A 15,052-nucleotide genomic window follows, 5' to 3' on the forward strand; every position below is an offset into this window, starting at 1 on the left:
CGCAAGGTGCTTACGCCAGTTGGCGCAGGGCTCGCGCGGCCGTCGTGTACCTGAGCAGCGGACCTTCCTCCGGATCATCACCTTGGAAATGAATCGCTGCGCCAGCCGGGATTTTGCGTGGCTTTCCGTAGTGCTTCACGGAAGCGGTTTCGACCACTTGTAAACGGGAGTCCTCTGCGAACGCGGTCAGAGCGGCGAGTTCGGCAGTGCTCGCGCCGCCGGAGCGCCAGGACGCCTCGAACACTCCAGATCGCCATTTTCCGGTTCCATCAATGCCTTGTCCAACATCATAATTTCGGCGTGAGGCCAGGAAGCCCCGATATCTGGTGGCGCTCCGATCGTATATTCGAGCTTGATCTACAGCCAGCCTCGCCTCTGTCTCTATGGGAAGACTGTCGAGGGCCGACCAGCCGCCCCGAGCGCAGATCAGATGCGAGCCGCCATAGACCCGAAGTCCATGATTGTTGGTAACCGACCGTTGCGTGCCGTGATAGGCGATCGACCGGTCGCCGATCATCGTGCAACCGACGCTTCGGGTTACGACTTGACGCAGGTTGACCTCGAGCGACAGGCCGTGAGAGGCCAGTTTATCTGTCGGGAATTTCTCCAAGTAAGCTTCCAGTTCATCAATGTTCGTGATGACCGTCTGTCCATGACCGCCGTCGCCCAGCGGCTCCTTCACGCGAACCGGCCCCAGCGCCAATAGCCGCTTAGCTGCCAATCTAGCATCGTCAGCGCCAAACGCGGTGTAGCCCGGCAGAACCGCATCACGGACGCCATCTCCGAAGGCAAATGACCAGCCGCGTGGCCGGGCCACATGCTTGGCGACAAGGGGATGCGTGATGGCTTTCGTCTTGACGAAGGGATGTGGCACCACGGCGCCGTAGAGCTGATGCGGAGACTGAATTCCGAGATCCCGCGCCTCGTCGAGCATGAGCGTGTCGCTGGGAACGAAGAAAAGACCAGCGGCCACATGCGTCTTCGGGCCGTATTCACCTATAAATCGACAGCCTTTTAGCCGGGCGATGCTCTCAGCCACCACCGAGAGTGTGATTTTCTCGTGGGTGTACATCGGAGCGCCTAGCCTGGAGAAATGGAAAGCGACCGCGTCGATCCCGTGCGGTTCGCGCGCGAACTCACGAGCCACGGGTGGCCGCGTTTGGCGCGATCGATGCTGAAGCAGATGAGGGAATGTGGGTCGGTCCATGCGCAACCACCTCGACAAACGAGCATTGGTCAGTGCTTGGACGGAACCGTCTGACGGGGAGACTGCACATCCCCATTCAGATAACGTAGATCACTGCAAGATGTGCCAAGGGTAAAAGGTAATATGCTCACTGTCAGCGCGCTGAAGCGCTTGCATCTCGTGGTCTCGTTCGAACTCGCGGATGGAGAATGTATTGCGCTGCAGGGCCCGTCGGGCGTCGGCAAGAGTTTGCTGCTCCGCGCCATTGCCGATCTCGATCCGAATGAGGGCTCCGTCGAGCTGGACGGGGTGCCGCGGGAAACGATGTCGGCCCCTGTTTGGCGCAGGCAGGTGACCTATGTAGCTGCCGAACCTGGCTGGTGGGCTGACACGGTGCAGGAGCATTTTACCGACTGGGATCTGGCCACTCCGTTGGTGGATCAGTTGGGGCTGCCAGCGAGTTGCGGAACCTGGCCGATCCGGAGACTTTCTACCGGCGAAAAGCAGCGCCTTGGCCTCGTACGGGCTCTGTTGCTGCATTCGCGGGTGCTTCTGTTGGACGAGCCCACGTCAGCGCTTGACGCGGCATCGACCGCATCCGTGGAAGCCCTGGTTGCCGCGCGTGTCTCGGCCGGAACAAGCGTCCTATGGAGCACTCACAACAGTGGCCAGGCTCGTCGCGTCGGATCTCGTCTGTTCGTGATGGCGAGCGGCGGCCACCTCGAGGAGCACTCGCTTTGAGTTACATCCAGCTCGCTTACAGCGACCTCATATTGCCTGCGCTCCTTGTTGTCATGAATGGCGCGCTCTCGCTCGCGCTGCACCTGAAGCTTGAACGACAGCTTGCCCTTGCGAGCATGCGAATGGTGATCCAGCTCGTACTCGTTGGATATGTGCTGACGTTTCTGTTTGCCGCGGTCTCTCCGTTCTGGACGGCACTCGCTGCCTTCATCATGGTCTTGTTCGCATCGCGAGAGATCGTCGCCCGTCAGAAGCGACGGCTGGAAGGTCTTTGGACCTACGGCTTGGGGGCAGGCTGCACCTTGCTCGCCGCCGGTACCGTCACGACGTTTTCGCTGCTCTCGCAGCTCCGCCCCGAGCCCTGGTATCATCCGCGCTACGCTCTGCCGCTGTTGGGAATGATCCTGGGCAACACCATGACTGGAGTGAGCCTGGGTCTGGATGTGCTCGTCAATGGCGTGGTGCGCGAACGTGCTGCGGTGGAATCCTGCCTCGCGCTGGGAGGTACCCGCTATCAGGCGCTCCTCCCGGTGATCCGCGATGCACTGCGAAGCGGCTTCATGCCGACCATCAACGGCATGGCTGCAATTGGCCTGGTCTCTCTACCAGGGATGATGACCGGCCAGATCCTCGCGGGCGTCGAGCCCGTCGATGCCGTCAAATACCAGCTACTGATCATGTTTCTGATTGCAGGCGGAACGGGTTTGGGCACGCTTGCGGCAGTCATCGGCGGCGGACGTTTGCTAACTGATCATCGACACCGATTGCGCCTGGACCGGATCGCCTCCGAACAGTGAAGCAGTCATCGTAGATCGAGGAGATCACGCAACACGTTCGGTATGGATTGCTCGCGCGTGAAGAGATCGATGATGTCATCGGCGGGGACTCGACCGGTCTCCAGCCTTGCGCGAAAATGATCGAGCGGCTGGCAATCGAAACCCCAATGGCTCAGCGCACTCGGCGCCTTTGACAGGACTTCATGAGCGCGATCGCGGGCGCCTTCTGCATGGAGGCCAAATCGGACAACCTGTCCCATGTCGTAGATCCGGCTTTGCTCGGTCGCGCGTCCCAACAATCTCTCGTCGAGGATCAGTGCGAGCCACAGCAGAAAATAGGCTTGATAGTCGACAAGGTACGGAGTCATTTCGAGCGGCTTGAATTCGAGACGCAGGTGTTCCTTCGGGTGAATGGAAATCGCCGGCGCGATGGTGCTGCGGTGATAGGTGCGTACGGATTTTCCAATGGAGCCGCGAATGCGCCAAAGATCCCCGCGATATAACGGCGAGGCAACCGTGAGGGCGGTGAGGGCAGGGGCGTAATAATTCACCTTGCCATGGAGTTCGTGCAGGTCCAGTTGTGCCGCCACGTCAGGGGGAACGCTGACATTGATGTCCGGGCCGTAAGTTGTCATCGCCTCCATGGCCCATTGCCAATGGTCGTAACGGCGCTTGTTCTGCGGACCTTCGAAATGGTCCTCGATCGGATGGAAGGAGAGGATTGCCGCACGGTATCCATGCTCAGATAATGACCGCTGCATCCGGCCGTGAAGCGTGACGAATGTGTCGATGCACTCTTCGATTGAGTTGCACACCGGAGTACGAATCTCGAGCCCCTTCGGCAACAATGCGGTCGGCTTCAAATCCGGGCCAGGAAGCTGATAGCCCTCGACAACGAATGGCATTCTCTTGCGGTGAAGGGGGATGAGATCAAGTCCCTTTTGATCAAAGTCTCGGACCTCAATTGCCTCCAGAATTGCATTGAGTTCTTCAAACCGAAGTGCGGGATGCCATAGGGGACGGCATGATGCTGCATCGACCAGAAGAAACTCCGTTTCCAAGCCAAAATGAAAACCTGAACGGTGGCGGGTCATTTGCTCTTGGCTCTGAAGCCATCACGCACCATCGATGCCGGAGCCACTCCTGCGGAAACTGCTGTTCGATAACGGTCGTTACAGGCCGGCCTTCCGCATGCTGCGATCAACTCGTTGTGAAGGGTGAGGGCCCTCTCGGAATGCACGCACCTGCATGAGGGAATTTTCGGCACTACCCCGGGTCATTCGATTAGGCCTTTGGAATTACATGGCCTGGGTTACGGAGGAACCGCCCTTCGGAACGGCGCATTGGAGTTCTGGCAGAGTAGGAGAGGTACGATGGGAGCAAGTTCAATGTGGTGCTCTCGTTTCCGCCTGGCTGCGCTAATTGCAGCCGTTGCGGTGGGCGGCCTCGTCGCTGCGACCTTTGACGTAAGGGGTGCCACGGACGACTTGTTGGCCCAAGCGCAGCAAGTGTTCCAGCCACTGCCCAAGGATATGGCGACACCGGAGTTCCCGATCACGCCCGAGCGTGTTGAACTCGGTCGCACGTTGTTCTTTGATCCCCGCGTCTCAGTGGACGGCACCACGAGCTGCGCTCGCTGTCATTTGCCTTCCCTTTACGGAACGGATGGCCTGAGGAAGCCTCACGGCGCCCACGACAAGATCAATCCACGCAACGCGCCGACCATTCTCAACGCAGCCCTGCAGTTCAATGCACATTGGCGTGGTGATCGGAAGAACGTGGAGGATCAGGCGACCCAGGCATTGATCAGTCCAACAAGCTTTGGCAATCCCGACTATGCGTCCGCAATGGAGAGAATGAAGACGGTCTCCGGCTATTCGGAGATGTTCGAGAAAGCATTCCCCGGCGAACAGGATCCTGTGACACCGGAGAACTGGGGTAAGGCAATCGGTAGCTATGAGCGTACCCTGGTTACACCCTCCCGCTTCGATCAATTTCTTTCCGGCGACAGTCAGGTGCTTTCAACAGCGGAACAGCGCGGATTGAGAACCTTCCTCGAGATCGGCTGCGCGGCCTGCCACAATGGTCCTGGCGTCGGAGGAGGCACGTTCCAGAAGTTCGGAGTTGTCGAAGACTATGGGAATGAGACGAAAAGCGCCGAGATCGACAAAGGTCGCTTCGATGTGACCCATGATGAGGCGGACATGTACATCTTCAAAGTGCCAATTCTGCGCAATGTGAAGATGACGCCGCCTTACTTCCACGACGGATCGGTTAATACGCTGCCCGAGGCCGTGCGCATTATGGCCAAGTTGCAGTTGGGCAAGGATCTCGCCGATCAAGAGATTGCGGACGTCGTAGCCTTCCTGGGAAGTCTAACGGGGGAATTGCCTGATGACTTTCGCAACGTACCTGTGCTGCCTGCCAGCGCCTTTCAATCAGCAACGGATCAAACGACTAGAGAGAGGCGGTAAGCGTGACGGCCAAGGAGTCTTGCCGCAGGGGGCAGGCATGCATGCCCCATGATCCCGCCGATCAGGCCGGGAAGGAAGGGAAGCCGCTACAGATTGCAGCGGTGTCGGCCCGCACATCACATGGGAGCGGCGGCAGGTCGATTGGAGCAAAAGTGATGCGTTCTGTTTTGGCCTTGGGACTATTGATCGCCCTGTGTGTTTCTGCTGACGCTGCAACGGTGCATCGCTCTAAGCCGCGACATGTTATCGTTCGCCCCAGCCAAGGCTTGACCTTACGTCCCGCGGTTCCGGGCCGGGCCTACGCAGCGCCTCGGCCTCCGATCCATGATGACGACATGCCTAGCTACAATGATCCGTCCAAGTTTGGCGGCATGTGAGGCCCAGAGGTGAAGTCCGCATCACGCACCGGACCGGCCGCCTGTGCGTGGCGATGGCCGCATGCACTAGCGCATCAGCGAAATCTCGCGCCCGGCGTCTGTGTCTCGGATGAACCTGGGGCCGGATAGCACGCCCGGCACCGCCGGTGGGTTAGCCGACATGGCCGCTGATCACGCGGAAGGCGCGATGATGGCCGCTGGTTGGTGGTGATCGAATACAAGTTACGCAGGGGCGACCTGTTGGGCTAGACTAGCGCGCGTTCGGGTCCGCATTGGTAGGTGCATTTGCCTGACATCGCAGAGGCCGCTGTAATAGCCAGCCATGAGCACCCAGCAGCGCGAGGTCACTAAAGGCCAATGTCTCGACGGCGGGCGCGGTTTGTTTGAAGTGAAATACTATCGCCACGCGCTCGCCTGCTGTGGGTTCACTCGTTATGAGCGAAAGCATCTCATCGGTATTGCTCGATGCGCACCGCGCAAGAAGGCAAGGTCTCAATGCCGTCGCGCAGCGACAACGCGCGCGGCTCGGCGAGGCCGTCGCCTTCGCTCGCGCCAACTCGCCTTATTATCGCGAGCTCTATCAGGGTCTACCGGAGCGGATTGAGAGTTCGTCCGTGCTGCCGGTGACCAATAAGCAAGAGCTGATGCGTTATTTCGACGACTGGGTCACCGACCGCGAGGTTAGTTTCGCGGCAGTGCGAGCGTTCGTCGATAACCCTGAGCTGATCGGGCAACGTCTCCTTGGCAAATATTCGGTGGCAACCACCTCGGGCACTACCGGGACACCTGGAATATTCCTGTTGGACAAGCACAATTGGACGGTCACACTCGCGTTTTCGCTGCGCATGATGATCGGCGCGCTTGGCGCCAGCGACATGTTTCGTCTCCTCGTTCGCGGCGGTGGCGCGGCGTCGGTGCTGGCGATGGGGGGCCATTACATCGGCGCAACCAGCTTCGCTGCGATCCGCACAAAATGGCCGGCCCGACGATTCCGGGCACTCCCGGCACAGGCCCCGTTGCACGATCTGGTCGCAGAACTCAATCGGCTCCGCCCGGTTCTGCTCATCGGATACGCCAGCGTCATGGCACTATTGGCCGCCGAGCAGGATGCCGGTCGCCTGCATATTCGGCCGGTGCTGGTTCTTCCGACTTCAGAAGGACTTTCGCCGGACGGATACGACCGGATCGCATGGGCATTCCACGCCAAGGTCCGGACCATCTACGTCGCGACGGAATGCCTGTTCATGGCCATCGGCTGCGAACACGGTTGGCACCACGTCAACAGCGATTGGGCGATCCTCGAACCCGTCGATGCGAGCTATCGGCCGGTTCCGCCCGGCGAGGAGTCGCATACGGTCCTCGTGAGCAACCTCGCCAATCGGGTGCAGCCGATCCTCCGCTACGATCTCGGCGACCGCATCCTGCAACGACCTGATCCTTGTCCTTGCGGCAACCCGCTTCCGGCGATCCGCGTGCGGGGCCGCGCTGCCGATATCCTCACGTTTCCAACCGAACGCGGCGAGAAAGTCGCAGTGCCATCGCTCGCGCTTGAGATCGATCATGTACCCGGCGTGGAGTTGCTTCAGATCGTGCAGACTGCGCCAGCACAATTGCGCGTTCGGCTCCATCCCGCAGCCGACGCTGACCCAAACCGGGTTTGGCGGGCGGTGCATTCCGAATTGACCAAGCTATTGAATGATTATGGGCTTAGTCAGGTGTCTGTTGAGTTGGCCGCCGAACCACCAATGCCATCTTCCGCCGGAAAATACCGCACCGTCATCCCACTGGTTCTGAGCGCTTGAAAATTGTGAAAGCTTCGGGCGGATCGCGCTGCTGCGTACACCCGCGTCTCCATTCAACGCAAAGCAACGAACTGCTCCCTGTAGGTGAACGGTTGGCGATGGCCTTGTCAGGGCCGGCTGGCGTGAACCGGGAATTTCGGCGCGCTGGCACCCGGCTTAAAAAGCACCTATAGGCCCCGAACTGCACCTAATCTTTGCCCATCTAGGCAAGACAGCTTCGCGCGTTCAAGCGAACGAGCTCGCCGCCAATGGCGCGCCGACTTCAAGCGGCATCTTGATTTCTGTTCGGGCCGTAGTCTTCCGGTTTTGACACAAATTAACCTGGTGTGGTGAAAGCTAGATACACTTCTCTTGGTTGCGAAGACGAGTCTGCGATTGCGATGAAGCTGACTTCGGCTGGCAGCAATGCTGCCGGAATGCTCAGTGCCTCACACGCAGACTTCATGACAATGCTGGGCGGGCCGCGTCGATTGGCCTGCCTTTGCTGAGGCAGGCGCAGCGACCAAAGCCCATTGGAGATCCAGTCGTGGTCCGCTTGCATGTCGAACGCTTCATTCGTAGCCGAACTGTCCGACGATCCCTGGCGCTCGGCATCATCGCTCTGAGCGGATGGGCCCTGCTGCCGTATGTGACCTACAGAATCGCTCCCTCCGCCTTCGTCAACGCCGAGCTCATGCGCGTCACTGCACCGATCGCGGGGCAGCTCGCGCCTGATCTTCCGCGCAAAGGTGAATATTTCCAGCGCAACCGGGTGGTGTCGCTGGTCGAGGCGCGTTCGCCGGATCGCCGGCACCTCATGGACCTCGATCAGCAGCTTGCCGTGTCCAGCAAGCGCGCAGAGCTCGCAGGTCGGCAACTCGAGGAGATCGCCGAGCTCGATCGCAAGCTCCGCGAGCGCAGTGAGGACTATCGTTTGGGAGCGGTCGCGCGCCTGAGCCACGAGATCGGAGAAACGGAGGCTGAAAGAGGCGGCTGTCTCGCCGAGGCGCGACAGCGGAACGATGTCGCGGGCCGGATGGAGAAGCTCGTCAAGCTCGGCATCAGTTCACAGATCCGTTCTTCCGAAGCCCAGGCTTCCCAGGAGGCAACCGCAACGCGGTGCCAGATGGCCGATGAACGCCTGCAGCGCTTCAAGACCGAGTTGGCGGCGGCTGAGAAGGGCATTTATCTTCGTGGCGATGCCAATGACGTGCCCTATTCTCAGCAACAGCGCGAGCGGCTTGTTCTCCGTCGCCAGGAGCTCGAGACGGACCTGTTGCAGAACAGCTCACGTTCCGCGCAGCTGGCCGCGGAAATTGCAGAGGAGCGCGCTCGACTTGATCGCCTTCAACACTACGATCTGTCGTTGCCTGCAGCCCATGTGGTCTGGTCGGTCGCGGCCAGCCCGGGCTCGATGGTCACGGAAGGGCAATCGGTCTTCGACTTTGCAGATTGCGAACGCCGATTCATCGTTGTTGAACTGCCCGAGCGCGATTTCGAGAAGATCAAGCCCGGAGATGCCGCGACTGTCCGCCTGATCGGGAGTCGAGAGTGGAAGACCGGCCAAATCCGGCAAGTTCGCGGCTCGGCAGCGTACGCCGATGATCGACTGCTCGCGGCTCGGGTGCCGCGACCTGATCCGGGCAACATTACTGTTGAGATCTCGTTGCCGCCTAACGAGACGGCGGCCGACCACAACGGCTCCTGCGACATCGGACGGCTGGCCGAAGTGCGCTTCGAGCGCAGTTCCGACGGCCTGCTTCGATTGGTCAGCTCGAAGCTGAAATGGCTGACCGCTCGGCTGGACCTCGACCAGTCATCGCTGTGAGCGAGAAATTCCGTGCAGGTCATGACTCTGTCTTTCGCTCAGCTGTTCGCGCCAATGCTGGGCGTCTTTGCGGCGATGTACCTGTTGGCGCCGACGTTTGCAGTCGCGCGCCTTTGGGCGCGTGTCGCGATTTTCGTCGCGGTTTGGCTTGTCGTTGCCCGCTATCTCGAATGGCGGATCTTCACCACGGTGCTGCCGGCAAGCGGGACCTGGTATCAGGTCGGCTGGATCTGGCTCTGTCTCTTCGTTGAGCTCCTGACTTTCACGGATCAGTTCATTCTCTATCTGACCTTCCTTCGCAGGACCGATCGCCGCAGCGAGGCAGATCAGCACGAACGTCGGCTTCGCGGCCTGCCGGATGATGAGCTGGCCTCGGTCGACGTCTTCATTCCAACCTATGACGAGCCGTTCGAGGTGCTGGAAAAGACGATCACGGGCGCACTATGTCTGGATTATTCAAACTTCCAGGTCTGGGTCCTGGATGATGGTCGCAGGCCCTGGCTCAAGGAACTCTGCGAGCGCAAGGGCGCCGGGTATCTCACTCGTTCCGACAATGTGAATGCGAAAGCCGGCAATATCAATCATGCGCTGACGATGACGCATGGCGAGTTCTTCGCGATCTTCGACGCGGACTTCGTGCCGCAGCGCAATTTCCTGATGCGCACAATGGGCTTCTTCGCCGATCCAAAGATCGGAATCGTTCAGATCCCGCACGCCTTCTACAATGAGGACCCGATGCAGGCGAATCTCGGCCTGCACAGGGGACTGCCGGACGAACAACGGTTCTTCTTCGATTCCATCATGCCCGCGCGCGACGGCTGGGATGGTGCGTTTTGTTGTGGATCCAACTCCGTCACGCGTCGTGCAGCACTCCGCGCGGTAGGCGATTCCTTGCCGACCCAGTCCATTACGGAAGACATCCTGCTGACGCTGGTCCTGCTGCGCAAAGGATACGTCACCCGTTATCTTTGCGAACCGCTGGCAATTGGATTGGCACCGGAAAGCCTTGGCGCCTTTTTTGTGCAACGGCAACGCTGGGCGCGTGGTGCGATCCAGACCCTGTATCTCGCCGCCGGCCCGCTCGGCCCCGGGCTGAGCTTGATGCATCGGCTCCTGTTCTTTCCGACGCATTGGCTCTCACTGGGCTTGCGCGCGCTCATGGTCGTGGTGGTTCCGATCGTGTTCATGTGGACCGGCCTCGCGCCTGTGGTCGACGTCACCCCTGAGTCGGTCTTCTATTACTTGTTCCCGGCGATCCTGGCGCTCAACGGCGGTATCTCCTGGTTCGCGCCGCACGCGCATTTTCCACTCGCTGCTCAGGTGTCGGCGACCATCCAGAGCTTCAAGATTCTACCGACGGTGCTCGGCACTCTCGTCAGGCCGAAGGGACATGCGTTCAGGGTGACGCCCAAGGGAGCCGCCGCGCGGTGCGCAAGCTATGCCACGGAGATCTTCTGGCCGTCGGCGGCCATGATGGCGTTGACGGTTGTCGGCCTCGTTCTGAACACCATCCCGGAATGGCGGATCATCGATCATCCGGCCGCTTTGCCGATGGTCGCCTTCTGGTCGGTCGTGAACATCGTCGTGCTGTTCTTCGTCTGCATGACCTCGCTACAGGCGCGGATGGGGCGTTCCGAGGAACGCTTCGATGTCGACGAATCAGTCTTGATCCATACTGAGACCGGTGAGCTGCTTTCCGGGCGCATGAGCAACATCTCTCTTTCCGGCGCCGGCGTCCTGCTCGATTCCGGCATCGACTGTCCTCGTAGCGGAGAACCGCTGCGCGTACACATCATGCAGGTGGGCTGGGTCGACGCGATGATCGCGCAGCAAAGAGGTCAGCTCGTGGGGGTGCAGTTCAAATTGCCGCAGTCGCTCGAACGAGACCTGCTGATCCGCAAGCTCTTTACCGTCGCCCGCCTGAAGGAGAACAGTGTTGTCGCCTGGTCGGTGAACAGGACGATGCTCAAGAGCATCTGGTCAATGGCCGCGCCGTTGCCTCAGGTTGAGACAAGTGGCGCGAAACCCGCAGCGCCTTCGCCGGCTGAGCATCTGCCGGCCGAGAGCCTGGTCATCCGGCCTCAACCGCGGATCGGCGATTTGGCACATCTCGCCGGAGCTCGAAGCCTGCATCCGACTAGTTTCACCAGTACCTTTCCTTAGCCGGTCGCCGGGCTCGGTGCTCCAGACCATCGACTGAGCTGATGGTGTCGATCTCTGTGCTCGACGACCGGTCCGCGAGCTGTCGATCGACACAAGCCGGCTCTCGATGCAGTCAGTCAACTTCCATGTTCTGCCACAAACCTCAACCGGAAATGGGCAAGCCTGTCATAGCCCGAATCGTCCTGGGGTTTCAGGGGTAGAGGAAACATCTCTTGTCCGATCATCGCAGCGATTTTCGCCAAGGGCGTCTGACGTTCTGGGCATCCATATTTGTGGCGGTCGCCTGCGTGGCGATCATCGCAGTCAGCGGCTGGCGGGAGTGGTCCTCGCGGCAGGCGACGTTGAAGAGCTCCGAAACGGACATGGCCAACCTGGCCCGATCGCTGACGCAACACGCGGACGACACCTTCGAGCTCACGGACACCGTTCTCAATGTGCTGGTTGGCCAGCTCGAGCTGGAGGGAACTGGCCCTGCGGCAATTGCCAAGATTCAGACCTTCCTTTCCCGGCGCAAGGCCGCGAATCGAATCCGGGCAGTGTTCATCTATGACGAGACCGGACGCTGGCTCGCTACCAGCGAGCCCGTGGAGTTCGCCGGCCTCAACAACAGCGACCGCGAGTACTTTCAGCATCATCGTGCCGTGGCTGACCTGGGAACCTTCATTGGACATCCGGTGAGGAGTCGATCGGGCGGGCAATGGATCATCACCGCGTCGAGACGCTTCAATCACCCTGACGGCAGTTTTGCCGGCGTCGCCCTCACGACAATCAACGTTGACTACTTTCTGCAGTTTTATAGCGGGTTCGACGTTGGCCAGAATGGTTCAGTTGCGCTGGCGGCCGCAGACGGCATTGTCCTCGCACGTAGCCCGGACAACGGATACACAGGTCGCGATCTGTCTGGCGCCCCGCTTTTTAGAAATCTCCGCGAGCGGCCGGTTGCGGGCGCCTACTACTTCACGTCGCCTCTCGACGGGGTTCGGCGTCTGAGCTTTTATCAACGGAGCAGTCGCTATCCGGTTCTCGTGGTTGCTACCGAATCCGAAGACGACGTCTTGGCCCCCTGGCGCAGAGCCGCTCTGGGGCGCATGGCTGCAGTCCTGGGACTGGCAGGAGGGCTGGCGGTTGCGGGACTCTTGCTGGTGCATCAGCTGCACCAGCGGCAAAAGATGGCCGCAGCTCTGGTCGCCAAGGAGGCGGATTTTCGCCTCCTTGCAGAGCAGTCGGGCGATATGGTGATGCGCATCGCGATCGATAGGCAGATCCTCTATGCGTCGCCGTCCAGCGCCCAGGTTCTTGGCTGGGCTCCGAACGAGTTGGTGAATACGTCAGCTCTCGCCGGGATAAATCCCGCGGACCTGGCACGGGTTGAGCAAACGATCTCCGCGTTGATGAACGGCGAGGCCGAAGAGGCGAGAATTGCATATCGCACCCGTCATCGCGAAAAGATCGAGGTCTGGATCGAAACTGCGCTGCGCGTCACCAGGAGCGCGCAGAGCGGGGACATCAACGGCGTGGTGGCGATCTCGCGCGACATGACCGAACATAAGGATCTCGAGGATAAGCTGTCGGCTCTCGCGATTTCGGATGGCCTGACGTCATTGGCAAACCGCAGGCACTTCGACGAGCGGCTGGCGGCGGAATGGGATCGGGCCAGACGCGAAGGAGCGCCTTTATCGCTGTTGCTGATCGACGTCGATCATTTCAAGAGCTTCAACGATCAGTACGGGCATCAGGCCGGCGACGCGTGTCTTCGCTCAATCGCCAGGGTTCTGGCCGAGCAGGCCAGACGCCCGGCAGACGTGGCGGCCCGGTATGGTGGTGAGGAATTCGCCTTGCTGTTACCGAATACTGATGCAGGAGGGTGCAAGCAGGTCGGCGAGCAAATTCGGCAAGCGATCCAGGAACTCGGCATCCTGCACGCGTTCAACCCGCCGTCCAAGCAGGTCACTGTCAGTATTGGCGGCGCAACGCATGTGGCGCTGACCGACAAGGCGGATTGCGCGTCATTGATAGCGGCTGCGGATAAGGCGCTCTATGCCGCCAAGGAGAGTGGGCGCAACGGCCTTGTGATGTCAGGGCAAATCATCGCGTGGCCTAGCTCGATACGGGCTTGAAGGGGAGAGCAATCAGACCAGCGCCATCGCTGCACCAGCAGCGGCGCTGAACGCGACGACGATGAGCGGAGGAGCGCGCCAGGCGACCAGCAGGACGAAGCCAACGAGCGCGATGCCGAAATCCCGTGGCGAATGCACGGTCGCGGTCCATACCGGATCGTAGAGTGCTGCCCCCAAGACGCCGACGACCGCGGCGTTGACACCCCGCATCATGGCCTGGGCGCCGGCGCGCTTGCGGAACGAATCCCAGAACGGCAAGGCTCCGAGCAGCACCAGCATCCCGGGCAGGAAGATGCCGACGAGGCCGAGCGCCGCGCCCGCGAGCCCCTGCGGCTCTGCAGAAACCACCGTGCCCAGATAGCCCGCGAAGGTGAAGAGCGGGCCGGGGACGGCCTGGGCGGCGCCATAGCCGGCGAGGAATGCGTCGTCGCTCAACCAGCCCGGTGCGACGAATGCTTCGCGCAGCAGCGGGAGCACGACATGGCCGCCGCCGAAGACGAGCGCGCCCGAACGATAGAAGGCATCGAATAGGGCGATGCCCGAGGATCCCGTCAGGCCGCGCAGCGCGGGAAGCCCCACCAGCAGAACGATGAACATCCCGAGCGTGATCAGGCCCACGGTCCGCGACACTGGCATCTCGACATGTCCGGACGGGGCCGGCGCCTCGCTGCGGCACAGCCACAGTCCGATCAGCCCGCCGAGGACGATCGCTCCGATCTGCGCGACCGACGACGTGCTGAAGAGGATGATGAGCGCCGCCACCACCGCGATCGAGGCGCGCTCGCGGTCGGGACAGAGGTTGCGCGCCATGCCCCAGACCGCCTGCGCCACGATGGCGACGGCCGTCAACTTCAATCCGTGCAGCAGGCCGCCGCCAAGCGGTCCGCTCAACACGCCGGCGCCGTAGGCGAACAGGATGAGCGCCGCGGCGGAAGGCAGCGTGAAGCCGGTCCAGGCGGCGAGCGCCCCGAGATATCCGGCTCGCATCAGGCCGATCGAGAAGCCGACTTGGCTGCTGGCCGGGCCCGGCAGGAATTGGCACAGCCCGACCAGATCGGCGTAGGCGTGCTCGTCGATCCACTTCCGTCGCACGACGAACTCGTCGCGGAAGTAGCCGATGTGCGCAATCGGACCGCCGAAGCAGGTCAATCCGAGCTTCAGGAAGATCCGCAGGACCTCCAGCGGCGAGCCGGCGCTGGACCGGACTCCGGTAGAGGTATCGGTTGATGAATTCAGATTGGTCACGGACGTTTGATCCGATTCCGGCTGCACACTGTAAGAACGAGAAGGCATGGCGCTGATCGGCAGTGTGCATCATGGGACCAGTCATGCCAAGCAAGCGCCGTTTGCTTCTGCTCGGAGGGACGTTGGCGGCCGTTGCAGCGCCCGCCGGTCTCGCCAAGCGAGCCTTCGCCAATGAGAAGGGCGTCGGCGAGAAGCTGAAGGAAAGCGATCACGGGAAAGAAGGATGAGAAGGTCACGCCACCTCTGAACCGATTCACGCCGCGGTAACCTGCAATATGCCGTGTCGTCTTTCGTGACGACGCCAGGCGTCGCCTATTCGGCGCTATCACCTACAAAAGTCGACGGCGGCATAGTCGCGGAACCA

10 protein-coding genes are annotated in these 15,052 nt (G+C 60.9%); 7 read left to right on the top strand and 3 right to left on the bottom strand.

Going from position 1 to position 15,052, the window contains the following annotated elements; translation table 11 throughout:
* Positions 1-10: 10 nt before the first annotated feature.
* A complete protein-coding gene (locus AAE027_RS05165) occupies positions 11-1,147 on the bottom strand; it encodes a DUF3182 family protein (protein WP_479714204.1) in 1,137 nt (378 codons plus the stop codon).
* A 183-nt stretch (positions 1,148-1,330) separates the two neighbouring features.
* Between AAE027_RS05165 and AAE027_RS05170 the strand changes: the two genes are divergently transcribed.
* Complete coding sequence (locus tag AAE027_RS05170; protein ID WP_370985785.1) at positions 1,331-1,927, top strand: ABC transporter ATP-binding protein; 597 nt, start codon at positions 1,331-1,333, stop codon at positions 1,925-1,927.
* Complete coding sequence (locus AAE027_RS05175; RefSeq protein ID WP_370985786.1) at positions 1,924-2,724, top strand: ABC transporter permease; 801 nt, start codon at positions 1,924-1,926, stop codon at positions 2,722-2,724. The genes AAE027_RS05170 and AAE027_RS05175 overlap by 4 nt, the downstream gene beginning before the upstream one ends.
* Positions 2,725-2,729: 5 nt before the next feature.
* Here AAE027_RS05175 and AAE027_RS05180 read toward each other — a convergent pair whose 3' ends face one another.
* The gene (locus AAE027_RS05180; RefSeq protein ID WP_370985787.1) at positions 2,730-3,797 is read right to left on the bottom strand and encodes a glutamate-cysteine ligase family protein; all 1,068 of its coding nucleotides are present in this window, start codon (positions 3,795-3,797) and stop codon (positions 2,730-2,732) included.
* 279 nt (positions 3,798-4,076) lie between these two features.
* Here AAE027_RS05180 and AAE027_RS05185 point away from each other — a divergent pair, with 279 nt between their 5' ends.
* The 5 genes from AAE027_RS05185 (at position 4,077) to AAE027_RS05205 (ending at position 13,443) form a co-directional block, all read left to right on the top strand.
* Positions 4,077-5,177: a cytochrome-c peroxidase gene (locus AAE027_RS05185; RefSeq protein WP_244551176.1), complete on the top strand. Its 1,101-nt coding sequence runs from the start codon at positions 4,077-4,079 to the stop codon at positions 5,175-5,177.
* An 811-nt stretch (positions 5,178-5,988) separates the two neighbouring features.
* A complete protein-coding gene (locus AAE027_RS05190) occupies positions 5,989-7,356 on the top strand; it encodes a phenylacetate--CoA ligase family protein (protein WP_370985789.1) in 1,368 nt (455 codons plus the stop codon).
* 526 nt (positions 7,357-7,882) lie between these two features.
* Entirely contained in the window at positions 7,883-9,163 is a 1,281-nt protein-coding gene (locus AAE027_RS05195; RefSeq protein WP_370985790.1) for an HlyD family secretion protein, read from the top strand.
* A gap of 54 nt (positions 9,164-9,217) precedes the next feature.
* The gene (locus AAE027_RS05200) at positions 9,218-11,326 is read left to right on the top strand and encodes a glycosyltransferase (RefSeq protein ID WP_370985791.1); all 2,109 of its coding nucleotides are present in this window, start codon (positions 9,218-9,220) and stop codon (positions 11,324-11,326) included.
* Positions 11,327-11,538: 212 nt separating this feature from the next.
* Positions 11,539-13,443, top strand: coding sequence for a sensor domain-containing diguanylate cyclase (locus AAE027_RS05205; RefSeq protein WP_370985792.1), 1,905 nt, complete (start codon positions 11,539-11,541; stop codon positions 13,441-13,443).
* Positions 13,444-13,455: 12 nt separating this feature from the next.
* On the opposite strand, the gene chrA is transcribed toward AAE027_RS05205, so the two are convergent.
* The gene (gene chrA, locus AAE027_RS05210; RefSeq protein WP_370986048.1) at positions 13,456-14,679 is read right to left on the bottom strand and encodes a chromate efflux transporter; all 1,224 of its coding nucleotides are present in this window, start codon (positions 14,677-14,679) and stop codon (positions 13,456-13,458) included.
* Between the last annotated feature and the right edge of the window lie 373 nt (positions 14,680-15,052).

Origin of the sequence: Bradyrhizobium sp. DN3 (assembly GCF_041357655.1) — a bacterium.
In the GTDB taxonomy this organism is placed as follows: domain Bacteria; phylum Pseudomonadota; class Alphaproteobacteria; order Rhizobiales; family Xanthobacteraceae; genus Bradyrhizobium.

Excerpts from the sequence above, each read along its gene's own strand:
- AAE027_RS05190 (WP_370985789.1), top strand. The coding sequence starts at position 5,989 with ATGAGCGAAAGCATCTCATCGGTATTGCTCGATGCGCACCGCGCAAGA.
- AAE027_RS05170 (WP_370985785.1), top strand. The coding sequence starts at position 1,331 with ATGCTCACTGTCAGCGCGCTGAAGCGCTTGCATCTCGTGGTCTCGTTC.
- AAE027_RS05180 (WP_370985787.1), bottom strand. The coding sequence starts at position 3,797 with ATGACCCGCCACCGTTCAGGTTTTCATTTTGGCTTGGAAACGGAGTTT.
- AAE027_RS05185 (WP_244551176.1), top strand. The coding sequence starts at position 4,077 with ATGGGAGCAAGTTCAATGTGGTGCTCTCGTTTCCGCCTGGCTGCGCTA.
- AAE027_RS05200 (WP_370985791.1), top strand. The coding sequence starts at position 9,218 with ATGCTGGGCGTCTTTGCGGCGATGTACCTGTTGGCGCCGACGTTTGCA.